Origin of the sequence: Rouxiella badensis (assembly GCF_002093665.1) — a bacterium.
GTDB classification, from domain to species: Bacteria; Pseudomonadota; Gammaproteobacteria; order Enterobacterales; family Enterobacteriaceae; genus Rouxiella; species Rouxiella badensis.
Genome location: NZ_MRWE01000008.1, coordinates 73,349 through 95,583, shown reverse-complemented (window position 1 = coordinate 95,583; position 22,235 = coordinate 73,349). Strand labels below are relative to the sequence as shown.

Genomic DNA, 22,235 nt, shown 5'->3' with positions numbered 1-22,235 from the left:
CCCTGGGTGCCAATACGTTTAATAGCCGAAACTGCGTCCCTGAAGAGGGAGATCACAATACAGCACAAACTCTTCCGCGTTTCTGGCGGCGTACAGGCGGTAGGTTTGCTGCGCAATAACCCATTTTTGCTCTTCACTGTGCCAGTTGGCAATGGCCTTAGACTCAAGCTGAAGCGCTATCTCGCGGCTTTCTCCCGGCTCGAGATGAACGCGTTCGAAGGCGACAAGACGCGCAGCGTAGCGTTTATCGGTCGGTTGAATATAGAGCTGTACGACCTCGGCACCGGCGCAATGACCGGTATTGGTCACCGTTAAACGGGCATCAATCACCCCTGATGCCTCTTCGACAGCCGCTAAATGGCTGAGCTCGAAGGTGGTATAAGAAAGGCCGAACCCAAAGGGGAAAAGCGGTTTCTGCGCGGTGCGCTCAAACCAACGATAGCCGACGTCAGAACCTTCCACGTTATAGTCAATGTGAATTATCCCTCCCTTTACCGGGCTTCCGGGTAGCGATGTGGTGCTTTCAGGATTGACTTGTTTAGGATGCGGCAACTGCGCTTCGCTGGCCGGGAAAGTCACGGGCAGACGCCCGGAGGGATTAACGCGACCAAACAGCACACCGGCAATCGCCTCACCGCCTCCCGACCCGGGGTACCACGCCTCTAACACCGCAGCAACCTCATCGAGCCAGGGTAACGTGACAGGTCCGCCGGTTTCCAGCACCACTACCGTCTGGGCATTCACCGCGGCCAGTGCCTCGATGAGCCGGTTCTGGGCCTCTTCAAGCCCCAATCCCTGCGCGTCCAGCGCCTCTGATCGCCATTCGTCGGCAAATACAATGACCGCATCCGCCTCGCGCGCCTGTTGCGCGGTTTTGCTAATATCTTCACCGCTGGAAAAAACCACCTCAGCAGCGTACGACTCGGCGCGGATCGCCCACAGAGGGGAAGACGGATGATAAACTTTTTCGGTTTTAATCCCCATGAAATCAATACCCGGCAGGCTCAGGCAGCCGACCGGCGTGACCGCCGATGACCCTCCCCCACACAGCACGCCGTGGTCGGCATGCGCCCCGACCACCAGCAGCCTGTTAGCGCCTTTTCTCAGTGGCAAAGTTTGTGCCCGATTTTTCAGCAGCACTATGCCCTGCTCCGCCTCGCGCTGCGCGATAAGCCGGTGCGCCATATAATCGATATCGCCGTAGCGAGTGGCTGGATTTTCGACTGCACCCACCGAGAAAAGGCTGCGCAGAATACGGCGCACCATGTCATTGATGCGTTTTTGCGGAACCTCACCTGACTCGACCGCCTCCTTCAGCGGCTGCCCGAACCAAACCTGCCGGTCGAGATTGGCACCAGACTGTACGTCCAACCCGGCCAGCGCAGCCTTCGCCGCCGAGTGAGTCGCTCCCCAATCGGACATCACCCAACCGGGATACTGCCAATCGCCCTTCAGCACCTGGTTTAATAAAAATTCATTTTCCGACGCCCATTCGCCATTCACTAGGTTGTAACCGGGCATCACCGCTCCCGGCTTGCCAATCGCATTGGCAATCTCGAAAGCCAGCAGGTCAGACTCACGCAGTGCGGCCTCGCTGAGGTCAGAACTCACCACCACGCGGCCGGTTTCCTGGGCATTAACGGCAAAATGCTTGACCGTTGAAACCACGTGCTGCGACTGAATGCCGCGCACGGAGTGTCCGGCCATGACGCCGGTTAACAGCGGGTCTTCGGAGAGATATTCAAAATTCCGCCCTCCTCGCGGCTCGCGCACCAGGTTGGCTCCCCCGGCAAGCTGCACGTTAAAACCTTTAGCGAATGCCTCGCGGCCCACCAGAGTCCCCGTTTCCTCAGCCATTTGGCGATTAAAGGTTGAAGCAAGAAGCAGTCCAGAAGCCAGCGCCGTGGCGTTATCGCCCGGGCGAATATTACCCAGCGCGCTGACGCCAAGGCTGGCGTCGCTCTGTTGCATAGCAGGAATACCCAGGCGGGGAATAGCAGGATAATAGGCAGCAGAACCTATCGCACCGTCTGGGATAGACTCACCGCCAAGCGGGATAGCCATCGGCCCTGAGAGCCAGGCAAACTTCTCCTCTTCGGTCATCTGGTTCAGTACAATTTCTGCTTTTTGATCGGCGGTTAAGCCTTCTTTCTGCCAACTGTATTTCACTCGCGATCTCCTGTTGAGGCTATTGCATGCCCATCGTGGATAAGACATTAACAACAGTACCCTAGCAAATCGCGAGGTCCATAAACCGCCTTAACGTGTTATTGCGCTGCGCCAATCTGATTGAGCGTTTCCAGGGCTTCTGCTGGAATTTTCAGCTCGGCGGCGGCCAAATTTTCCTGCAAATGCTGCGGAGAAGAGGTTCCCGGGATAAGCAGGATATTGGGCGAGCGTTGTAGCAGCCAGGCGAGTGCAACCTGCATCGAGGTTGCCCCAAGCGACTGAGCAACCTCATTCAAGCGGTTATTTTGCAAAGGCGTAAAGCCTCCCAGCGGGAAGAAAGGCACGTAGGCAATCTCCTGCACCGCAAGCTGGTCAATCAATGCTTCATCCTTACGATTTACCAGGTTGTAAAGGTTCTGAACGCAGGCAATCGGGGTGATTTTTTGTGCATCGACGACCTGTTTTGCCGTGACGTTGCTCAGACCGATATGACGAATCAGGCCTTTGTCCCGCAGGGCAGCCAGCGCTTCGAGCTGTTCATCCAGCGTCCCCTCCGCCGGTTGATGAACGTCATACATGCTGCGAAGATTCACCACATCCAGCACCTCCAACCCCAGATTACGCAGGTTGTCCTCGACGGCGCGGGTAAGATCCTCGGCGCTGAACGCCGGCAGCCACCCCCCTTTGCTGTTGCGCACCGCCCCCACTTTAGTGACGATACACAGGTCGTGCGGATAAGGGTGTAACGCCTTTTTAATCAGCTGATTAGTGATGTGTGGCCCGTAAAAATCGCTGGTATCGATGTGACGTACGCCGGACTCAATGGCATCGCGCAACACCTGAAGCGCTCGCGCCTCATCGGCTGGGGGGCCAAATACGCCTTTCCCGGCCAGTTGCATTGCGCCATAGCCCATACGTGGAACCTGGCGGTCGCCGAGTTGATAAGTCAATGTTGCTGTAGACATGAAACACCTCCTGAGTGAGTGACACAGTAATTGTATCGGTATTATTACTGTGCAACTATTAGGCTAAATAACGACAAACTGTACGGGATGGCGGACAATGCAGTTGGATATAGCCCTGCTTCACGCGGTGGTCGCGGTGGCCAAGGCGGGAGGATTTCGCGAGGCGGCACGCGTTACCGGCAGCAACGCTTCAAGGCTGAGTGATTCCGTTCGACGGGCCGAGCAGCAGCTGGGGGTGCGCCTGTTTCATCGCACCACGCGCACCGTGGCGCTGACCGAAGTGGGTAGAGCGCTGATGGAAAGGCTGATGCCGGCCATGACCGAAGTAGACGCCGCGCTGGACATCATCAATCGCTATCGCGACACGCCTGCGGGCACACTGCGCCTCAACGTGCCGGTCAGCGCCGCGCGGCTGGTGCTCCCGACGCTGGTGCCCGAGTTTTTGGCGCGTTACCCCGACATTCAGCTGGAAGTGGTGGCAGAAAGCAACGTGCAGGACGTCTTTCGCGAAGGCTGTGACGCCGGTATCCGTTATGACGAATGCCTGGAGCAGGACGTCATCGCCCTGCCCATTGGCGCTCGTCGCCAGCGTTTTGCCGTGGCCGCTTCGCCGCAGTATCTTGCACGTCACGGACGGCCTGAGCACCCCAGCGAACTGTTGAAACATCGCTGTATACGCGGCCGTTTTGCGAGCGGCGTCATCCCCGAGTGGGAGTTCGAGCGCGACGGTGAGGTAGTGCGGATTCAGCCCAGTGGGCAATTGGTGGTTAGCATTGGTGCCGCGGTTGACCTGGCGGTCGCCACCGCCATTGCGGGCGGTGGCATTATTCAGCTGTTTGAGGAATGGCTGCGCCCATCGCTTGAGAACGGCGAGCTGGAGCCGCTTCTTCAACCCTGGTGGCCCAGCTTTTCAGGCCCCTATCTTTACTACCCTGACCGGCGTTTGACTCCGACGCCGCTCAGGGCATTCATTGATTTTATTCAGGAGAAAAATCAGCTTTCCCTCAGCAATTTCTCAGGGAAAAATCATCAGAACACGTCTTCAATCTCTTAACGGCAGCGGTTTTCTCGCGTTTTCGAGGCGTCTTTTCTGGCTGATAAAAAATCCGCAGACTCCCAGTGCGAACACCCCGGCCGCCAGAAATAGGGTGCGGGTATCCTGTGAGAGATAGCCCATAAACGCCGAGAGAAACTGCCCGAGAAAGATAGCCATCGAAAGACGCGCCAGGTTGTGGGCGCGCTGTGTCAGGCTTGAAAGTTCAACGATAAGATGATTAACCAACGGAATAGAGAAACCAAATCCGCAGCCTAACGCGACCCCACCCAATATAAACAGCGGCATTGAAGGCGCAAAGGCAAACAGCAGGTGCGCGACCCCATAACAGGCAAAGGCAACACAGAGCGTGCCAAAGTCGGAAAATCGCTTAATCAGTTTCGGCATCAGCCAGGCAGCAAACACCGCGACCAGCGACACGAACGACAGAAAATACCCTGTTTGAGCCTCAGTGATCCCCAGCGCATGGAAATGCAGAGGCAGCAGGATGATGGCGGTGAAAAAGGTAATCATCGAGAATACCGCAGCCAGATAGGTCAACCTTATCGCCTGGGGTGCCTGTGTTTGCGTCGCTTCCCCTTCCTCCTCAGCCACGCCGTGGGCAGGGGTTTTCGGCACAAAGGCCAGGACCAGCCCCAGCAGGATCCAGGCAAACAGATACAGGCAGAACGGCCAGCGCCAACCTGCGGTTACCAACAAACCGCCAATGAACAGGAATATCACGCCGCCAAGCTCGATAGACATCCCCTGACGGGCAATCATCTGCATTCTCTGCTCACCGCGAAAGAAGACTGAAATAATACCTGTACCGGTCGACATCACAATTGCCGTCGCCCCTCCAAGCAGAATTCGGTCGGCAAACACGGCCACCGTGCCGTGCATAAATACCCCCGCAGCGCCGAAAAGACCATAGAAAAACAGTCCGTAACACAGCGAAGGATACAATCCGATGCGATGAGCGATACGTCCGGCAAGAGGCCCGAAGATAACCACGCCCAGCGAAGGCAGCGTGACCAGCCAACCCGAGGCATGTTCGACTCCAAGCTGTCGGGCTATCGAGGGCAGCCCCGGAACAATCACGCAGCCCACCATGATGGTCAGGCAGGCTACAGCCAACAGCGTAAACCCTCCCATTTTGGACAGAGTTTTCATGCTAATCCTTAAAAAATGAATAGTGACCGTTAAACGGAATATATAACCACTGTACGGTCACACTTTTAAGGCCAATTTATGATAATGTCAACGTCTCAACATTGAAGATCGATGTTATTCACCCGTTTAAATAAAGGATCCAGGGATGTCGGAAGAGTCGGACAAGAATGGCAAACAGGTCATCGCACGCGCCGCCGAGGTGCTGCGGGCGCTGGAAAAATCACGCGTGGGAATGAGTCTGGCGCAGTTGGCCAGAGAGACCGATTTGCCGCGCACGACGGTGCACCGGTTAGTGAATGCGCTTGAGGCACAGCAGCTGGTTCAGAATGCTCACGATGGCATCAAGCTTGGCCCGGCCCTGGCCCGCATGGCTGCCGCTGCGCATACCGATTTTGTGACTATCGCCAGACCGGCGGTTGAGGCGCTGGGCAGAAGAACGCGCGAAACAGTCGACGTCAGCGTGTATCGAAATCTGCATGCAATTTCCGTGGATCAATACGCATCGGATCAAGAGCTGCGGGTGGTTTCTGCCGTTGGCACAGCATTTCCGGCCCACTGTACCGCCCTCGGCAAGGCCATCCTGGCGCAGCTGCCCGACGAGTTTCTGCTCAAAGCCGTCTCGCTGAATCTTGAGGCCAGGACCCGACAGACCCTGACCACGCGTGAAGCGCTGCTTGAGGACATTGCGCAAACCCAACGCAGGGGCTATGCGCTGGATATCGAAGAGCACGCACGCGGCGTCTGCGGCATAGGTGTCTGTTTCAAAACCGGGCACAGTGATTTTTATGCTATTTCACTGGCGGTACCAGCGCTGCGTTTCGAAGACGAGTCTGCATCACTCATCGCCGCCCTGCTGAAATGCAAGGCCGAAATTGATTCGCTGCTATGATGCCAGAGCGTCCCACAGCAGTGAGCCTCCTGCCAGCATCAGCATGGCATCTATCAGGTAATTAAAGGTTTTTTCAGACATTTTAATGACAAAACGCTTGCCAATGTACATACCTGCCACGAGTGTCACCCCCACCAGCAGGCCGCTTATCAACAGCGGAGCAGGCAGTGCGCCAAGCGCCCCAAAGGTTGAGGCTTTAGCCAGATAGATGGCAAACGAGGCCGCGGCTTCCGTCGAGAGCAGCGCGCCTTTTGCCAGCCCGTAAGCGGCAAAAATCGGGATAGTCAGCGGACCCGTCGAGAAAACCACGCCGGTAAGGTAGCCTACCAACGCCCCGGCCAGCGCCAGTTGCCAAAGGTTGAGCGTAAACGCCCGCGCTCTTGCCCAGAAGCGCAGCGGAACCAGCAGAAAGAAAAAAAGCCCGATAAAAACGTTCGATAAGGCGGCAGGCATTATCCACAGCGTATTTGCCCCCAGCACGGCGGCCGGAATACCGGGAAGTGAATAGGTAAAAAATGCCTTGAAATTAATCTCCTTGCGCCAGAGATAAACGCGCGAAATATTTCCCATGATGGCCGCGATTGCCATTATCGGGATTGCCGCCTTTGGCCCAAAAGTGTAGGCCAGCGACGGCAGCAGCATAATCGATGCCCCTGTCCCTACTATCCCGCTAATGACACCGGCCCCAATTCCTATCATCACAATGATTAAATACATCACGCCATACGCTCCTTTCTGAATACGATAAGCGCGATGATAGCGATTAATAAATTCACAGACTCGTGATAAAACATCACAGGACTGTGAGTAAAAAGGAGCGATCGTGCATTCTCTTCCCCCTCTGACCGCGCTGAGCGCGTTTTTCGTCGCCTGCCATGCGGGCAGTTATACTGCGGCGGCCAAAGAGCTGTATATCACTCATGGCGCGGTCAGCCGACATATTCAGGTAGTTGAAAAATGGTTCGGCGTTAACTTGTTTATCAAGCAAGGGCAACGCCGGGTGCCGACACCTTATGCCCTCACCCTCGCGCGCGAGTTGGGCGGCGCCTTGGATACGCTGTCTGATATTGCTTTGCGCTACGGCAACGGTGGCCGAAATAACGTGTTCAACGTCAGCGTGCCCACGACTTTAAGCCTGAAATGGCTGCTGCCGCGCCTCGATGATTTTTATGGCCGCTATCCGCAGGCAAACCTGCAGATATCCTCGGCCAATACTGAACAGCTGCATATTATCGGTCACTATGACCTGCTGATACGGCGTGAACCCAGTATGACCGAGTATTCGGCAATCCCCTTTCTGCAGGACACTCATTGCCTGATGGCCTCGCCTGATTTGCTGGCGCGTTATTCGATAAAGACGGTAGAGGATATTGTTGCCTGCCCAAGAATAGAAACGCTAACGCGGCCGGGGCATTGGAATCAGTGGCTGGAAGCCGCAGGGGTGAAGAAAACACCGGTGAATGGATCCCGCCGTTACGATCATTTTCACGTTTCGCTGCACGCTATGCTGGAGGGAATTGGGATAGGCTTAGGACCGGTCAATACGCTGTCGGCGGAAATTGTGCGCGGAAATTTAGTGCCACTGTTTCCAGATATCCGCATTGCCCCATGTCACTATCATGCCCTTACGCCGGTCGGTGTGCAGAAGACCTTGCTGCATCAGGCGTTTGAAGACTGGCTAGTGACACAGGGCTGCGCCTAGGCTATGCCCCCATATTGGCTGGCTGAGTGGCTGACTTCTTGTGCTGAGCCTTTTTCTCTTTCATTTTCCAGAAAACAAACAGCATCACAAACCACAGCGGTGAAACGCACAGTGCGGCCAGCGTGTCCGGATCGAACAGCATAATGAAAATAGTAAAGGCAAAGAACAACAGCGTAAGCCAGGTCATTGGAACACCCGCTGGCATTTTAAACGTTGATTTTACGTGTAAATCTGGACGTTTTTTACGATAGACCAGATAGGCCACCAGAATCATTGCCCAGCTGTAAATCACCAGGATCGCGGCCAACGTAGAGACGATGGTGAACAGGGTCATAACATTGGGCACCAGGAACAGCAGTAAGGTACCGCTCAGCATGCAGAAACAAGAAAAGAACAGGCTGCGCACCGGAATTGACGTTGTTCTGGAAAGAATACGGAACTGCCAGTGGGCATGTTTCTCAACCGACAGGCCATACAGCATGCGAGTGCTTGAATAGACACCACTGTTGGCCGAGGACATTGCCGAGGTGAGTGCGACAAAGTTGATAATGGCGGCGGCGGCCGGCAGACCGGCTTTATCAAACAGCAGCACAAACGGGCTGACATCTGGAGAAATGGCCGCCCATGAGGTCACGGCGATAATCACCGTCATCGACAGCATATAAAAAATGATGATACGCAGCGGCAGCGCGTTGACCGCTCTTGGCAGGATTTTCTCAGGATTCTTGGTCTCAGCGGTCATCGTACCGAGCAGCTCAATACCGGTATAAGAGAAAATAGCGATTTGGAAACCGGCCAGGAATCCGGCTATGCCGTGGGGCATAAACACCGCAGGGTCAGTCAGGTTGTGCACGGAAGCGCGGACGCCGTCCGGCGAGGTCCAACCGGTTGCCACCATCCAGCCACCGGTCAGGATCAGCGCAATAATGGTCACGACTTTGATAAGCGCAAACCAGAACTCGGCTTCACCGAACATTTTTACCGACAGTAGGTTGAACAAACACAGTACGCCGAGCGTAAACAGCGCCGGGATCCAAGCAGACATGTGTGGGAACCAGTACTGCATGTAGCCACCACAGACCACTACGTCGGCGATGCAGGTGACTACCCAGCTCAGCCAGTACGACCAGCCGAGAAAAAAGCTCGCCTTTGGGCCGAGATAATCTGCTACAAAATCTGCGAAAGAACGATAATCAAGCTTCGAGAGCAAGACCTCCCCCATCGCCCGCATCACCATGTACATGAAGAAGCCAACCAGCATGTAAATAATGAGAATCGAGGTGCCGGAAACGGCGATATTCTTGCCAGCGCCCATAAAAAGGCCGGTACCAATAGCACCGCCGAGGGCGATCATTTGAATGTGGCGCTCGCTCAAGCCACGCTGAAGTTCTTGAGGAGCATCAAGCTCATCGGCAGGGGTAACCTGCCGTTCCGTGTTTTTTTGGGTCATTGCAATTCCTTTCCCTTGCAGAAAAGCCATGGAGCGGCGGGTTGAGGGAAGCATGCTGACCTTGGACTTTAACAAAGTCAACACACAAAAACAGCCTTCCATTCACTTTTTGACCCATTTCAAAGTTCTGATAATTGAGGGAAAAAACTTTTTTATGCACAAAATTGAATAATAAATGCATAAACAAGCATCTCTATAGGGCTATCTACTATGTATAATTATTCATTTAATGAATAGGTTTTGGGCCTAAAAAGACCTTTTTCCTCTGTCGCAAATAAAGACAGTTTTCTAAAAGCTGATAAAATCACTTTCGCACAGTTAATTGCACTTCTCTTCCACAGCTTCACAAAATAAATGACTTTATTTAAAAAGGCTTTTTATGGAAAAGTTATCCTACGCGTCAGAAAGCAGTACATCTCCCTGGACTACCTACCTGCGTCAAATCGATCGCGTCGCCCCTTACCTCGGTGACCTGTCTCGCTGGATTGACACCCTGCGTCATCCAAAACGCGCACTGATTGTTGATATCCCTTTGCAAATGGACGACGGTTCTATCCGCCATTTCGAGGGTTATCGCGTGCAGCACAACCTGTCACGCGGACCGGGTAAAGGCGGCATTCGTTATCATCCGGACGTTGATCTCAATGAAGTGATGGCCCTTTCCGCCTGGATGACCATCAAGTGTGCGGCCGTCAACCTCCCTTACGGCGGCGCTAAAGGCGGTATTCGTGTCGATCCTTTCGCGCTGTCAGACGGTGAACTTGAGCGACTCACCCGCCGCTACACCAGTGAAATCGGCATTATTATCGGGCCACAGAAAGATATTCCGGCTCCCGACGTCGGCACTAACGGCAAGGTTATGGCCTGGATTATGGACACCTACTCCATGAATCACGGCACCACAATTACCGGCGTCGTGACCGGTAAACCCATCCATCTTGGCGGCTCACTGGGACGTGAAAAAGCCACCGGCCGTGGCGTCTTTGTGACCGGACGTGAAGTCGCGCGCCGTGCTGGCATCGAGACCGAAGGTGCCCGCGTTGCGGTGCAGGGCTTCGGTAACGTAGGCAGCGAAGCCGCACGCCTTTTCGCCGAAATTGGCGCCCGTATTGTGGCTATCCAAGACCATACGGCGACCCTGTTTAACGATCAGGGTATTGATATGGCGGCATTAAGTGAGTGGCAGATTCAGCACAAGCAGATTGCAGGCTTCCCAGGCGCACAGGAAATCGACAGCGAAGCCTTCTGGACGACGCCAATGGATATCTTGATTCCTGCCGCACTCGAAGGGCAAATCACCCTCGAACGCGCCAAACTGCTTTCGTGCAAACTGGTGCTTGAAGGCGCAAACGGCCCAACCTTCCCTGAGGCGGACGATATTCTTTCAGAGCGCGGCGTCATTATCGTGCCTGACGTCGTCTGTAACGCAGGCGGGGTAACGGTCAGCTACTTCGAATGGGTTCAGGATATGGCGAGCTTCTTCTGGAGCGAAGAAGAGATCAACGCGCGGATGGACAAAATCATGACTGACGCGATGGTACATGTTTGGGAAAAAGCCAGAGACAAATCCTGTTCACTGAGAACCGCAGCCTATATCGTGGCCTGCGAACGCATTCTCATGGCACGTAAGGACCGGGGTATTTATCCAGGTTAATTCACCCTAGACTTCATCATTTTATTAATCCCGTACGTGGTAAATTCCGTACGGGATTTTTTTATCACTTTTTGATAATGAAGAAACGTCCTTTTTCTGGCATAAAGAACTGCGAAAAATTCGGGCTATAATTATTATCTTAAATAATGGCCTGCGACAATGGATTGAAAAATAACGGGGTGAAATTTATGCGTAAATTAACGACTGCATTGCTGTGTATGGCTGCTTTATTACCTGCCTCCTGGGCAAATGCGCAGGTTATTACCAAAGAACAGCAGCAAAAAGTGGAGAAGAAAGCATTGGGCGGCGGTAAAGGCACTGTTGATGCTGCCTTTGCGTTTACTCGTGATAAAGCAAAACCCGATCAGGCTATTAAAGAACTGAGCTGGTTGACCATCAAGCCCGGCGACTCGATTGGCTATCACAAGCATAAAGACAATGAAGATGCCTATATCATCGTCTCCGGCACCGGCACTTTTAAAGACACCGACGGCAACGATTATCCGGTTAAAGCGGGCGATATTACCATCGTGCGCAAGGGCGAGTCACACGGCCTGACCAACAGCGGTAAAGAACCGTTGGTCATCGTGGACGTGATTGCTGCACAACAGTAATCAATCGACCCGCAGAGGTCATGATAATCCGGGAGCGTCTTCCCGGATTTTTTATGTGCACAGCATTCCCTGAAGCAAGCTCAACTAGCAACTCGATTAGCACCGTGAGTCGCCCACTTTCCTCATCATCGCCACAATCATAAGCGCCATTGACCTGAAAACCGACTCTCCGTTGAAGGCGTTGTTATCCGCTGAACCCCTCGATTTTAGCGATTTCCCCTTATTTCTCTGGAAGAAAAAGTATTTTCTCTATATCAGCAAGGTTGATTCCGACCCAGTAGTCGTGAATTCCATTCAGTGAGTTTATATATCTTATCTTAAAGCAGAAAAACTCAATGTTACAAAAGGAAACAAATGGTTACGATTGCAGAACCTTAATAATACAAAGACATTTGACATGAAACTAAACCACCTAGCTATAGCGATTGCTCTCGCCTCTGTCCCAGTAATCGTCTTTAACCAAGCACAGGCCAGCATTAATGTCTTTCTTGATAAAAACGCTTTAAAAAACAACGTTGAAGGGGCGCTTTCTGGTAGTGTGAAATTCGCCCAAACCCATACTATTGATGCGAGTGGCAACAGTGAACAAGAAATGCCAAGACTCACGAGCACGCGTGACACATTGGTGATGTTTATTCCGCAGCAACAAAATATGAAGAGAATTACCCTGCGTGCGTATGACAAAAGTGGTGCCTTACTGGGTAGCCTAGTGATGAACGACCCGGATCGGTTAGCAAAATCTGACCGCCCTGCTGACAGCAAGAAGCCGGACGTAGTTTACAGTGATGAAGCGTGGAGTCAGAGACTGCCTGCCGACTGGGTCCAGCCGGGTTTATCTCTGGAGTTTTCTGCTGATAATGGACGTGAGAGCAGGCTAAAAAAAATCGATATCGGGGGTGAAACGCAGGTTGTTTTACAAAACATCCGTATCGGTATGCTAACGGCTCCTGGACCGCTGAAAGATAATGCATTAGAAAAAGAATCGGAGAAAATGGCGCGTGATTATTTCCAGAAAATACCGGTTTCGCAATTAATTGTTGGCAACTACTCACCACTTCACTTAAAAGAAGTCGTTTTATCCACCGGGAAAAAATATACCTCACAAAGTGAGGATATAGGCAGTGGTTACGATGGTGATATGCGGGAAAATATTGCTAAAGGTGTTATCTCCATGGGTATTAATAATGCCAATTTTGGTATTAACTCTTCTCAGGGCGAACGCCAGTGGCAAGCCGCCCTTTTTCATCAGGTCGCTGTTCATCAATCCTGGGGACAATACCGTAACGGCAAGCTACAGCACGGATTTAGCGGCGGTAATGGCATGGCCACAGTGTACGACACGGACGGCAATGAGTTTAGTCACGAAGTCGGCCATGGTTATGGAATGGGGCACTATCCGGGGGGCGGGAAGTACGCCACTCACAATCAGAACTCAGGTTGGGGATGGGACGAAAATCAAAACCGTTTTATTGCTAATTTTTTCTGGGATAGGAGCGGAGATGCGGTTGTAGAAGGCCATACCACTCCACCTTTTAAAGGAATTTATCGTTTCAACAGTGACACGATGGGCGGCGGTGTAGCCAGTTCTCCACTTTCTCGCTATACCCTCCACACCGGCTATACCCAAAAACGCATTCAGCAATCGCTGGAGTCAACCGGGGTCATTACGCCAACCTCTGCTTCTGGTTATCTGAAGTGGGATGAAAAACAAAAGAAAATGGTTGAAGCGAATGACTTCCCGCGCCGCAAACCATCGGTATTTGGGGTTCCTGTGACTACGCTAGTGGGCTTTTATGATCCGCGCGATGAGCTGGAAAGTTATATTTATCCTGCCTTACAGGGCAGTTATGGTTATATTTATCGGCCAGAGCCTGTCAAAGCGGGGCAATGTTGGGCCGAGGTTGCTTACCGTAACGGTGAATCCGAGAAATTTGCGCTGGAAGGGACACGTATACAATCTAACCATATGAATAAATTCCACATCAATGTGCCTAGCAGCAAGCACCCCGAATCCATGATTATTGCCTGTCCATCTAAAAACATGGAGGAAATGTATACCCAGTGGAAGCTGAAAAAACTCGGTGTAGATAAAATTTACCTCTGGGACACAAACAAGAATGAAAAACTGGGGTCCGTCTACAACTATGAGGAATATCAATATTATTTCAAACTAAAAAGTAAGCCTTTCTGGTACTTCCCTACGGCAAAAGTAGACAATAGGGATTGGACTTATTTAACCGATGAGAAAACACTTAAGGATGAATATGAGAACCAGCTTTCTTTGCTGAACGCAGACTATTTTGGTCAAAATGTGTTAGCGCAGAGCGATATTCACACCGCCAGCGTTGCCCCAATGCCTGCTGCAACAGTAGGACATCTTTTTGCAAAAAACGCAGCTCAAGCGCCAGTTGCAGTAGCCGGAGACGATTTTACCGTCACACCAACCAAATACTTGTCTACGGCTTACGAACTGGATGCCAGTGCTAGCCAGAATGCGGTGTCATATAAATGGACCATCCTGAAAGGCGCGGGTACCTTCTGGTTACAGGAGAAACACGCAGGTTTGTGGGTCAGGGAAGTGAGAAGCGCTAAAGCACGAGCCCTAATCCCAGCAAATACTCGCGGTGAAGTCACCTACCTGCTCACCGTAACGAGTAAAGAGGGTAAAACAGCCACCAGCCAGATAACTGTTTCAGTGAAAGAGAATGAACAAGTGAATCAGGACCAGGCATTTATGGACAGCCTGAATCTGCGCATGACTTCTCAAGATAAAGATTCCAGCGTGTTCTTCACCGGGAATATCGATGTCGGTACACAGCCTACCAGCAAACCGGGATACGTTTGGACACTGCCAAGCGGAGCAAGTGGCGCAAACAACGGCAAAACTGAGCAATCTTTCAGCATCATGAAAACCGACCGCATCCAAACGCTGAACGTCAGCGTGCAGGCCGCTGCAGGTAAGGTCTCGCGTACTCTGCGACATACGATTATTGTTCCTGCCAAACAGGAGAACAACAACATACCGGCCTGGGATAGCGCGAAAACCTACACTAAGTCCTGCGTTAAAGTCAGTTATAACGGCAAAGTATGGCTGAATGGTTGGTGGACCCGGGGTGAAAAGCCGAATAACAGTGGCGAGTGGGGTGTATGGCGTCAAGAAGGAAGCAAAAACATGCATCTATCTTGTAAGTAAATGATGTTATGCAACTCGTAGTGCCTGAAATTCAATATAGGCACTACGAGTTGCTTTGAGGGGTCATTTGGCCGTTAATTCACAATGATTCATTTTATGCTTCAAATTTACATTGCAGATTTTTTCATCCCCTCACATGCCCGGCACACCGATACCCTCTCAAAGTGCGCTTTACAGCAGTCTTCCCCCCAATACCGTCGCGGAACGCCCGGTGCCGAGATAGTGGGTCTCTAGAACAATGATGTTTGCCGCCGGAGGCAACAGGCAGAAGAGATAGAGTACGGCGGGGTTTTTGCCAACCAGGGTTTGCCCAGTCGCTCTGGCAATAAGCAGCAACAGCGTCATGGGCACGGTCAGCGCATCCCTGTGCCTGCTATTTCATGACGACACGCCAGTCAGATTCCGATCGGCTGATAACCCTGCCACTCTGGGCTGAAAGGTTTACCCGCATTGCTCCGCGTCAGATGGACATAAAGATCGCCGACTTTGTCCAGCAGGATACAGTCATCTACGTCGGTAAGATTATCTTTATGCTGGTGCAATTTACCCTTCAACAGCGACTCGAGGCCTCGGGCCTTCGCCTCACGGGAATCCTCGGCAACGAACAAGTCAAAGGCGTGCAATTCGGCTAACGACGAGGGGTCGTAAGCGCCTGCATTCACAAAAAACAGTTTCTTATTATCGGCCGGCGGAGTCTCAGACAGCGAGACCGCGTAGCCGTCTGCCCAGGTAATTCGAGCATAGCCATCAACGTGAATTTTATCGGCATCACCGAACCAAGCCTCACGCAGTGCAGGCCAGGCATGTTCCGGCTTTTCGACGGGGACAAACTGGATGTCATGGACTTCAATATTCGATTTTCCGGCATTCCCGCCGACATAAAACATAAAAAGATGCACGCTGAATTCCTCATTAAAATCACGTTTTTTCAAAAAGAAAGATATCACCCCACCTTCGCTATATAAAATAAGCTGAGCGGCGAGACCGGGATCGTAGATAACCGGCTGAGGGAACCAGGGATCTCCCCTCTGATACTCGATAAATCACGCGATAACGTTTGCAGCAAATCAGGATGCGGATAAATTGCCCAATATCCCCAGCCCGACAGGGATTCAGCTTGTCCGGTGTGTACCTCATCAAGGTTGACCAACACAATATGCCCCTGCGGCGCAACGTGGTCTCCTCCGCTGCGGTAGAAACGTTGGGCACCCTTTTCAATCAGTAGAATACAAAATGTCTCATGCACGTGGCGTGAAAAAAACTGCTCGCGGTAGGATGCCTTGAGCATCTCAAGGCCATTAAATTCTGGCAGTTGATAGAACCTCGCCTGTTCTTTTATAGGAATCACTTTATTGAAATAAACTCGCCGCTAAGGGGAAGTAATCTGTATACCTCTAGTTTATTTTAAATTCTTGAACAAAATGGCTGTGGGAAAAAATTTATGTCCTTAAATTTGGTAAAAATGAATGCTTAAAAATCTTAACCATCTTACACTCGCCGCCAGCGATATCAGCCGTAGCCTGCAATTCTACGTCGAGATTCTCGGATTCATTCCGCATGCGCAGTGGGATCAAGGGGCTTACCTTTCACTGGGGCAGCTATGGCTTTGCCTGTCGAAGGACAGCGTCGACACAAAACGAGACTATACGCATTATGCGTTTACCATTGGCATACAAGACTTTACGGACTTCATCTTAAAATTGCGCCAGGCTGGCGTTGTTGAATGGAAAGAAAATCGTAGTGAAGGTGAATCCGTCTATTTTCTCGATCCTGACGGTCACAAACTTGAAGCCCACTGTGGTGACCTGCAAAGCCGCCTGCAAGCCTGTCGACAAAATCCCTACCAGGGAATGAAATTTTTTTGAACCTGTCATCAGATCTGCCGTCATAGTACGGCATAATTTTTGGAAAGAGATAGCTGGCGGAATGATTGATTTTAGTGAAGCAGTAAAACGTTCTCAGGATAAAACCGATTTCCGGATCCGATTAAAACTTATCGCAGAACTCCGCCAGTTTCCCGGCGAACAGAGCCAGCAGATGTTATTGAGCATTCTGCAAAACGATTTTGTGTTTTCAGTCAGGCTGGCGGCATGGGAAGCACTGGACGCCGTCGGCGTGGTGCAGAAAAAACCAAAAATCGTGCGCGATCATCCTTTAATGGGTTTTCTGGGAGACATCAGATTCCAGTTAATTCGTATGGGCGCCTGGGCAGGTGACGGCTCCTTTACTAACTAGTGCCCCGGCGAAGGAAGCGAAAGCCCCCGCAAAATCGTTTGTAGCCACTGGTTCGCTGCGCTTTTACCGCTAAAACGGTGGCTGTATATTTTCACCTGATAATTCGGCACATAAAAAGGCAGCGGGAAAGCGTTGACGTCGACCAGTCGGCAGAATTTTTCTGCGGCAAAGCGTGGAAGGGTCATCAGCAAATCACTCTGCGCGACAATAAATGGCGCACTTAGCATCGAGGGGGTTTTCAGGGTCACATGACGGTGGAGCCCCATTTTTTCGAGCTGAAAATCAATCACACCCCGCGCCTCATTCCAGGGCGTCACCACGACGTGGTGAGCTTTCAGGTACTCCTCTGTGGTTAACGTGGCAAACTCCTTACGTCTGATGGCGACATACTGATCCTCGAGCCAATCAATCGCCTGTATTTCATCATGTATATTTTCATCGGGTTCGCTAAAGCCCAGCGCAAAATCCAGATGGCCAGCCAGTAACTCATTAATGGCCAACATCTGTGGCGAATAGAGCAGCTCAAACTTCACGCCGGGCGCTCGCTTTTGCAGTTCGGCCATCAGTTCCGGGAAAACGCAAAACGCGGTGTAATCGGTGATAGCAACCTTGAAACACACGTCGCTGGTCAACGGATTGAAATCCGGCTTGGGCATCAGGTGAAAATTAAGCAATCGCAGCGACTCGGCGACGGGCTCTGCCAACTGATTGGCATAAAGACTCGCCCGCATCTGATTTCCTTCGCGGAAAAACAACGGATCGTTTAACGTGCTTCGCAATCGGGTCAGCGCATGGCTGAGTGCGGAAGTACTCATCGCCAACTCGTCAGCGGCGAGCGTGACCGATTGATGCCGATAAACGGCATCGAAGGCCAGCAATAGATTAAGATCGAGTCGACGCAGCGCAGAATGCATAATTTTCAATTTCCATTGATAAGATTGCACTTAATTCAATATTAAACTGAGTTTATGCTATCGCCTTACACATGAACAGACACAGGACCTTTCCACTATGAGTATTAAAATTCGCTCAGCCGTTTCCGACGATGCGCAGGCGATTTTCGACATGATTGTCGAGCTGGCGATTTATGAAAAAGCGCCACAGGAAGTTAAAACCAACGTCGAAGAGATCCGTGCCACACTGTTCGGTGAAGGCAGTAAAACGGAAGCGCTGGTGTGTGAGGTTGCGGGCAAGGTCGTGGGCTATGCCGTGTTCTTCACCAGCTACTCCACCTGGCTGGGCCGCAACGGCATCTATATGGAAGATTTGTACGTTTCACCCGAGTCTCGCGGCGTCGGTGCAGGCAAAGGTATGCTGCAACAGATTGCTCAACTGGCCGTTGAACGCAACTGCGGTCGTCTGGAGTGGAGCGTTCTCGACTGGAACCAACCGGCTATCGACTTTTATCTCAGTATCGGTGCAAAACCCCAGGATGAATGGGTGCGATATCGCCTGGATGGTGAAGCGCTGGTGTCATTCGCAGGACGCTGATAAGGCTGAATCAGCGTCCGTTAGGGTTTACTCGGCCCTCAGGTCGTCGTAAGACACCATAACGTGTTCGGCAAACGCCGGGCGCTGGGTCAGGTTCTGGTAATACTGCTCGACGGCCGGGAACGAGGCTCTCTCGATGGCGATATCAAAGTAGCGATACAGGACGTGTCCGAACTGAATATCCGCCAGCGTGAAGGCCTCACCGGCAAGAAATGGCTGTTTAGTCAGCTGATTTTCAGCAATTTGCAGGTATTTGTGGAAAACATTTAACGCACTGGCAATCGCCTTCTCGTCTCTGTCTTTAGCCGCCGTTCTGACCACTCGCCAGAAAATCGGGCCGGTAAAGGTTCCGGCAATATTTATCTTCGCCCATTCGGCCCATTTATCGACGTTGGCACGCGCCTGTGGCTGCTGGGGCCAAAAATCGCCCGTGCCATATTGGGTTGCCAGATAGCGCAAAATGGCTCCGGTCTCCCAAATAGCCTCGCCGCCGTTGTCGCGCAGTACCGGCACGGTCCCGTTGGGATTCATTTCCAGAAACTCTGGCGTATCGTTACCACCAAATTTGTGTCCAATATCATAACGTTCATACGCCAGATTAAGTTCAGCAACACACCACATGAGTGCCTGCACGTTGGACGATGTCTTCCTTCCCCAGATGCTGAGTTTGCCTTGCATTTTTGATTCCTCTTAAAGATACCGCCCCAGTTCCGATTTGGCTCTGGAAACAATCCAGTCTCTAAACTTTTTACCTAAACGGGTTAACAGCGCCGACTCGTCATAGACCAGATGATATCCGGTCGATACCGTCACCGCAGCAGAAATAGGACTCACTAACCGCCCCTCCGCCATTTCCTGCTCAATTAATGAACCGCGAATAAGCGCAATGCCCTTTCCTGCCAGCGCGGCGTCAATCACGCCGTTTGAATTAATAAAAACAGGACCGCAATTCGCGTCGCTATCATCGACGCCCAGCGCACGAAACCAAAGCCGCCAGTCAAGACGGTGTTCATCGTGAAGCAACGTGTAGCGCAAGATATCGCGCGGGCCGCTAAAAGTGACGTTTGCCGGAATAAGACCGGGGCTGCATACCACTTGCAGATTGTCATTGAGCAGCAGCTCCGACTCGAGAGCCGGAAACTTGCCCGTCCCATGCCTGATGGCAAAATCCACGCCTTCCGACAGCAAATCGACAAGCCGATTGGTGGTGCTGATACGGACCTCAACCCCCGGATGCAGACTCTCAAACTCAGGCAAACGCGGCAAAAACCATTGGGTAGCAAAACTGCTGGTGCAGCTAATCGTCAGGCGATTGTTATTGCCCTCATCACGCAAACGCTGCGTCGCCTCGGCAATCTGGCTAAAGGCCGGTTTGATGGCGCGCAGATAAATGCGTCCCTGAGACGTGAGTTCTATAGCGCGTGGCCCACGAACAAACAGCCGCACGCGCATCAGATCTTCCAGCTTGGCAATTTGCTGACTTATCGCCCCCGGCGTCACGCTAAGCTCCTCGGCGGCTTTCTTCATGCTCATATGCCGCGCGACGGCCTCAAAACACATAAGGGCATGTAAAGGAGGAAGTTTCATGGTAGGCCCATCATCCGGTTTAGTTAAACTCAACTGTATGCGAATAAATGATTTGTTATCAACATCCTTTGATTCTAAAGTCGGTCCACAGCACAAGATGCTTCATCAATATTTCAACGAAACGTTTAGCCGAGCGAGAGAACAGCATGAGAGCAGCGGACTGTCTGAGATTGTTATTGTTAGCAGCGATATGGGGCGCCAGTTTTCTGTTTATGCGAATAGCGGCCCCTGCCTTTGGCGCAATAAACACCGCATTTCTCAGGGTGTTCTTTGGCTTTGTTGGGCTAGGTATTATTTTGCTCGTTATGCGGACGCCGATTAAATTTAACGGCAAGACTACAACGTCGATGCTGCTCGGCGTGATTAATTCCGGACTCCCTTTTCTGATGTACAGCCTGGCAGCGAGATGGCTACCGGCGGGTTATTCCGCCATTCTCAATGCCACCACGCCGTTGATGGGGGCACTGATAGGCTTTTCTTTATTCGGGGAAAAACTCAGTTTCAAAAAATGGGCGGGAGTCTTGCTGGGGCTGTTCGGTATTACGCTGATAACGACAACCGACGAGATTAATGGTTTCGACAATGTCCTCTGGGGCGTACTGGCCTGCCTGATAGCGACAGCCTGCTACGGCTTTGCCGGATATCTTGCAAGGCGATGGATTTCCAATAAAGGCGGATTAGATCCCAAAATTGTCGCCTTTGGAAGCCAGATGGGGGCGACCTGTTTCTTGCTGCCGTTCTTCGGTTATACCACCACGTTCGGCCCGGCGGTGAATTGGCTTAGCGGCGAGGTATGGATCTGCGTGCTTGCGCTCGGTCTACTCTGTACCGCGTTGGCCTATATTCTCTATTTCCGATTAATCGCCGATATTGGCCCAATGCGCTCCCTGACGGTGACCTTTTTGATCCCCCCGTTTGGCATCTTGTGGAGTTACCTGGTGCTCGACGAAAAGGTGAATCAGGGCTTCGCACTGGGCGGCGTGATTGTTGCCGCTGCCGTCTGGCTAGTGGTTGCCCCGGCCAAAAAAAGCGCCGTCGAGCACACAGATTCTCTCAGACACTAGCAGAGCGGCTTGCCATAAGCCCTGACTTCATTCTCCAGGAAGTCACAACCGGCGGTCACTCAATAAACCGCCGCAGGCCGCTAATAGAGCAAGCGCGCGTTCAGCACCCGAGTCTCTTTGCAACCTGATAATTTTCACTCCAGAAAATTACCCCTCGACAGGTTGCCAGATAAAACGCTCATGCCGTTTCTCAATAGTCCCCACCGAGCTGCCGCTAAAGTGGGAGCTAAAATAGGTCGTGCGATCGCGGGCAACCTGCTCCAGAACCTGTAGACGCGTTTTTTCTGCCAGCGGCTTGTCTTCACAAAATACGCACGCCAGCTGCGGTTGCTGAATTTGACGCAGATTATGCATGACGTCTCCGGCAAATAGGCCCTGTTCTCCGCCTGAGGTTAAACGAATGGACGTATGGCCGGTGCAATGACCGGGGGTAGGAAAATATTCGAAGGCTTCATCAATCACGCCGCCTGAAGCCGGAATGAAATCGGCCAGGCCCGCCTCTACAATCGGCACTACGCTGTCGAGAAACGCAGCATAACCCGACACCGTCTTGCCCTGTTCAGTCAGGAAAAACTGATAGCTCTGTTGTGGAAATACATAGCGCGCATTGGGGAAAGTCGGCACCCACTTCCCGTCCTTAAATGAGGTATTCCAGCCCACATGGTCGGTATGAATATGGGTTATCAGCACATAATCGACCTGCTCAGGCGTAACGCCCTGTTCGGCCAGACGTTGCAGGAACGGATTATCGAGATCGCTAAAAAGTGGGGAAGGACGCTTCCTGCCGTTGCCAATTCCAGTGTCAATCAGGTAAATCTTGCCATTGTTTTTTACCAGCCAACCATGAACGCTTAGCGTGATTAATTCAGCAGCGTCGGTCCATTGCGGGAATAAAAAATCTGATTTGAATTCGAGCGAGGTTTCAAAGATTTTACTAACGACGGCCGTGCCTAGCTTGTGGCCTGAAAGCTGCTGCGACATAATGGACTCCAATTGATACCGAACGGTATCAAAAT

At 52.0% G+C, this 22,235-nt stretch carries 23 protein-coding genes; 11 read left to right on the top strand and 12 right to left on the bottom strand.

The annotated features are described in order from the left end of the window. Window positions 1-18: 18 nt before the first annotated feature. Together BS640_RS06885 and BS640_RS06880 are read right to left on the bottom strand one after the other, a co-directional pair. Window positions 19-2,169: a beta-glucosidase family protein gene (locus BS640_RS06885; protein ID WP_084912248.1), complete on the bottom strand. Its 2,151-nt coding sequence runs from the start codon at window positions 2,167-2,169 to the stop codon at window positions 19-21. Window positions 2,170-2,267: 98 nt separating this feature from the next. Then, the gene (locus BS640_RS06880) at window positions 2,268-3,134 is read right to left on the bottom strand and encodes an aldo/keto reductase family oxidoreductase (RefSeq protein ID WP_017492044.1); all 867 of its coding nucleotides are present in this window, start codon (window positions 3,132-3,134) and stop codon (window positions 2,268-2,270) included. Between the two features lie 97 nt (window positions 3,135-3,231). Between BS640_RS06880 and BS640_RS06875 the strand changes: the two genes are divergently transcribed. Then, window positions 3,232-4,188: a LysR family transcriptional regulator gene (locus tag BS640_RS06875; RefSeq protein WP_017492043.1), complete on the top strand. Its 957-nt coding sequence runs from the start codon at window positions 3,232-3,234 to the stop codon at window positions 4,186-4,188. Here the strand turns inward: BS640_RS06875 and BS640_RS06870 are convergent. Then, entirely contained in the window at window positions 4,177-5,340 is a 1,164-nt protein-coding gene (locus BS640_RS06870; protein WP_017492042.1) for an MFS transporter, read from the bottom strand. The genes BS640_RS06875 and BS640_RS06870 overlap by 12 nt on opposite strands. Before the next feature lie 145 nt (window positions 5,341-5,485). Between BS640_RS06870 and BS640_RS06865 the strand changes: the two genes are divergently transcribed. Beyond that, entirely contained in the window at window positions 5,486-6,229 is a 744-nt protein-coding gene (locus BS640_RS06865; protein WP_017492041.1) for an IclR family transcriptional regulator, read from the top strand. Here BS640_RS06865 and BS640_RS06860 read toward each other — a convergent pair. Further along, a complete protein-coding gene (locus tag BS640_RS06860; protein WP_081601407.1) occupies window positions 6,224-6,946 on the bottom strand; it encodes a sulfite exporter TauE/SafE family protein in 723 nt (240 codons plus the stop codon). The two genes, BS640_RS06865 and BS640_RS06860, sit on opposite strands and share 6 nt — an antisense overlap. A 106-nt stretch (window positions 6,947-7,052) precedes the next feature. On the opposite strand from BS640_RS06860, the gene BS640_RS06855 reads away from it, so the two are divergent. Further along, window positions 7,053-7,931 carry a LysR substrate-binding domain-containing protein gene (locus BS640_RS06855; RefSeq protein ID WP_017492039.1) on the top strand — a complete coding sequence of 293 codons (879 nt, stop codon included), beginning with the start codon at window positions 7,053-7,055 and terminating at the stop codon, window positions 7,929-7,931. A 1-nt stretch (window position 7,932) separates the two neighbouring features. Here BS640_RS06855 and BS640_RS06850 read toward each other — a convergent pair whose 3' ends face one another. Continuing rightward, a complete protein-coding gene (locus BS640_RS06850) occupies window positions 7,933-9,381 on the bottom strand; it encodes an amino acid permease (protein ID WP_017492038.1) in 1,449 nt (482 codons plus the stop codon). A 379-nt stretch (window positions 9,382-9,760) separates the two neighbouring features. On the opposite strand from BS640_RS06850, the gene BS640_RS06845 reads away from it, so the two are divergent. The 3 genes from BS640_RS06845 (at window position 9,761) to BS640_RS06835 (ending at window position 14,842) form a co-directional block, all read left to right on the top strand. Then, on the top strand, window positions 9,761-11,035 hold the full coding sequence (locus BS640_RS06845) for a Glu/Leu/Phe/Val family dehydrogenase (RefSeq protein ID WP_017492036.1): 1,275 nt from the start codon (window positions 9,761-9,763) through the stop codon (window positions 11,033-11,035). A gap of 188 nt (window positions 11,036-11,223) precedes the next feature. Then, window positions 11,224-11,649, top strand: coding sequence for a cupin domain-containing protein (locus BS640_RS06840; protein WP_192503832.1), 426 nt, complete (start codon window positions 11,224-11,226; stop codon window positions 11,647-11,649). 397 nt (window positions 11,650-12,046) lie between these two features. Beyond that, window positions 12,047-14,842, top strand: coding sequence for a M66 family metalloprotease (locus tag BS640_RS06835; RefSeq protein ID WP_017494123.1), 2,796 nt, complete (start codon window positions 12,047-12,049; stop codon window positions 14,840-14,842). 171 nt (window positions 14,843-15,013) lie between these two features. Here the strand turns inward: BS640_RS06835 and BS640_RS22045 are convergent, their stop codons facing one another. Genes BS640_RS22045 through BS640_RS06825 form a run of 3 tightly spaced genes read right to left on the bottom strand, consistent with a single transcriptional unit; the run spans window position 15,014 to window position 16,190 of the window. Further along, window positions 15,014-15,187 (bottom strand): hypothetical protein, encoded by a 174-nt coding sequence (locus BS640_RS22045; protein WP_017494122.1) that lies wholly within the window; start codon window positions 15,185-15,187, stop codon window positions 15,014-15,016. A gap of 50 nt (window positions 15,188-15,237) precedes the next feature. After that, entirely contained in the window at window positions 15,238-15,741 is a 504-nt protein-coding gene (locus BS640_RS06830) for a DUF1543 domain-containing protein (protein ID WP_084912262.1), read from the bottom strand. Between the two features lie 44 nt (window positions 15,742-15,785). Beyond that, window positions 15,786-16,190 (bottom strand): AraC family ligand binding domain-containing protein, encoded by a 405-nt coding sequence (locus BS640_RS06825; protein WP_241528150.1) that lies wholly within the window; start codon window positions 16,188-16,190, stop codon window positions 15,786-15,788. A gap of 118 nt (window positions 16,191-16,308) precedes the next feature. Between BS640_RS06825 and fos the strand changes: the two genes are divergently transcribed. Both fos and BS640_RS06815 read left to right on the top strand, forming a co-directional pair. After that, on the top strand, window positions 16,309-16,707 hold the full coding sequence (gene fos / locus BS640_RS06820) for a fosfomycin resistance glutathione transferase (protein WP_017494120.1): 399 nt from the start codon (window positions 16,309-16,311) through the stop codon (window positions 16,705-16,707). Window positions 16,708-16,768: 61 nt separating this feature from the next. Further along, the gene (locus BS640_RS06815; RefSeq protein WP_017494119.1) at window positions 16,769-17,077 is read left to right on the top strand and encodes a hypothetical protein; all 309 of its coding nucleotides are present in this window, start codon (window positions 16,769-16,771) and stop codon (window positions 17,075-17,077) included. On the opposite strand, the gene BS640_RS06810 is transcribed toward BS640_RS06815, so the two are convergent. Then, window positions 17,074-17,991, bottom strand: a complete 918-nt coding sequence (locus BS640_RS06810) for a LysR family transcriptional regulator (protein WP_084912247.1) — start codon at window positions 17,989-17,991, stop codon at window positions 17,074-17,076. The two genes, BS640_RS06815 and BS640_RS06810, sit on opposite strands and share 4 nt — an antisense overlap. A 97-nt stretch (window positions 17,992-18,088) precedes the next feature. Between BS640_RS06810 and BS640_RS06805 the strand changes: the two genes are divergently transcribed. Beyond that, window positions 18,089-18,568 (top strand): GNAT family N-acetyltransferase, encoded by a 480-nt coding sequence (locus tag BS640_RS06805; protein ID WP_084912246.1) that lies wholly within the window; start codon window positions 18,089-18,091, stop codon window positions 18,566-18,568. Window positions 18,569-18,595: 27 nt separating this feature from the next. Here the strand turns inward: BS640_RS06805 and BS640_RS06800 are convergent, their stop codons facing one another. Then, window positions 18,596-19,246: a glutathione S-transferase family protein gene (locus BS640_RS06800; protein ID WP_084912245.1), complete on the bottom strand. Its 651-nt coding sequence runs from the start codon at window positions 19,244-19,246 to the stop codon at window positions 18,596-18,598. A gap of 12 nt (window positions 19,247-19,258) precedes the next feature. Next, window positions 19,259-20,155: a transcriptional regulator GcvA gene (gene gcvA / locus BS640_RS06795; protein WP_084912244.1), complete on the bottom strand. Its 897-nt coding sequence runs from the start codon at window positions 20,153-20,155 to the stop codon at window positions 19,259-19,261. Between gcvA and BS640_RS22235 the strand changes: the two genes are divergently transcribed. Both BS640_RS22235 and BS640_RS06790 read left to right on the top strand, forming a co-directional pair. Beyond that, window positions 20,154-20,477: a hypothetical protein gene (locus BS640_RS22235; protein ID WP_017490594.1), complete on the top strand. Its 324-nt coding sequence runs from the start codon at window positions 20,154-20,156 to the stop codon at window positions 20,475-20,477. The genes gcvA and BS640_RS22235 overlap by 2 nt on opposite strands. Further along, a complete protein-coding gene (locus tag BS640_RS06790; RefSeq protein WP_227977568.1) occupies window positions 20,362-21,219 on the top strand; it encodes a DMT family transporter in 858 nt (285 codons plus the stop codon). Before BS640_RS22235 ends, BS640_RS06790 begins: the two co-directional genes overlap by 116 nt. 147 nt (window positions 21,220-21,366) lie before the next feature. Here the strand turns inward: BS640_RS06790 and BS640_RS06785 are convergent, their stop codons facing one another. Beyond that, on the bottom strand, window positions 21,367-22,200 hold the full coding sequence (locus BS640_RS06785) for an MBL fold metallo-hydrolase (protein ID WP_084912243.1): 834 nt from the start codon (window positions 22,198-22,200) through the stop codon (window positions 21,367-21,369). Window positions 22,201-22,235: the final 35 nt, after the last annotated feature.

Excerpts from the sequence above, each read along its gene's own strand:
- BS640_RS06880 (WP_017492044.1), bottom strand. The coding sequence starts at position 3,134 with ATGTCTACAGCAACATTGACTTATCAACTCGGCGACCGCCAGGTTCCA.
- BS640_RS06875 (WP_017492043.1), top strand. The coding sequence starts at position 3,232 with ATGCAGTTGGATATAGCCCTGCTTCACGCGGTGGTCGCGGTGGCCAAG.
- BS640_RS06870 (WP_017492042.1), bottom strand. The coding sequence starts at position 5,340 with ATGAAAACTCTGTCCAAAATGGGAGGGTTTACGCTGTTGGCTGTAGCC.
- BS640_RS06865 (WP_017492041.1), top strand. The coding sequence starts at position 5,486 with ATGTCGGAAGAGTCGGACAAGAATGGCAAACAGGTCATCGCACGCGCC.
- BS640_RS06860 (WP_081601407.1), bottom strand. The coding sequence starts at position 6,946 with ATGTATTTAATCATTGTGATGATAGGAATTGGGGCCGGTGTCATTAGC.
- BS640_RS06850 (WP_017492038.1), bottom strand. The coding sequence starts at position 9,381 with ATGACCCAAAAAAACACGGAACGGCAGGTTACCCCTGCCGATGAGCTT.
- BS640_RS06845 (WP_017492036.1), top strand. The coding sequence starts at position 9,761 with ATGGAAAAGTTATCCTACGCGTCAGAAAGCAGTACATCTCCCTGGACT.
- BS640_RS06840 (WP_192503832.1), top strand. The coding sequence starts at position 11,224 with ATGCGTAAATTAACGACTGCATTGCTGTGTATGGCTGCTTTATTACCT.
- BS640_RS06835 (WP_017494123.1), top strand. The coding sequence starts at position 12,047 with ATGAAACTAAACCACCTAGCTATAGCGATTGCTCTCGCCTCTGTCCCA.
- BS640_RS22045 (WP_017494122.1), bottom strand. The coding sequence starts at position 15,187 with ATGACGCTGTTGCTGCTTATTGCCAGAGCGACTGGGCAAACCCTGGTT.
- fos (WP_017494120.1), top strand. The coding sequence starts at position 16,309 with ATGCTTAAAAATCTTAACCATCTTACACTCGCCGCCAGCGATATCAGC.
- BS640_RS06815 (WP_017494119.1), top strand. The coding sequence starts at position 16,769 with ATGATTGATTTTAGTGAAGCAGTAAAACGTTCTCAGGATAAAACCGAT.
- BS640_RS06810 (WP_084912247.1), bottom strand. The coding sequence starts at position 17,991 with ATGCATTCTGCGCTGCGTCGACTCGATCTTAATCTATTGCTGGCCTTC.
- BS640_RS06805 (WP_084912246.1), top strand. The coding sequence starts at position 18,089 with ATGAGTATTAAAATTCGCTCAGCCGTTTCCGACGATGCGCAGGCGATT.
- BS640_RS06800 (WP_084912245.1), bottom strand. The coding sequence starts at position 19,246 with ATGCAAGGCAAACTCAGCATCTGGGGAAGGAAGACATCGTCCAACGTG.
- BS640_RS22235 (WP_017490594.1), top strand. The coding sequence starts at position 20,154 with ATGGTAGGCCCATCATCCGGTTTAGTTAAACTCAACTGTATGCGAATA.
- gcvA (WP_084912244.1), bottom strand. The coding sequence starts at position 20,155 with ATGAAACTTCCTCCTTTACATGCCCTTATGTGTTTTGAGGCCGTCGCG.
- BS640_RS06785 (WP_084912243.1), bottom strand. The coding sequence starts at position 22,200 with ATGTCGCAGCAGCTTTCAGGCCACAAGCTAGGCACGGCCGTCGTTAGT.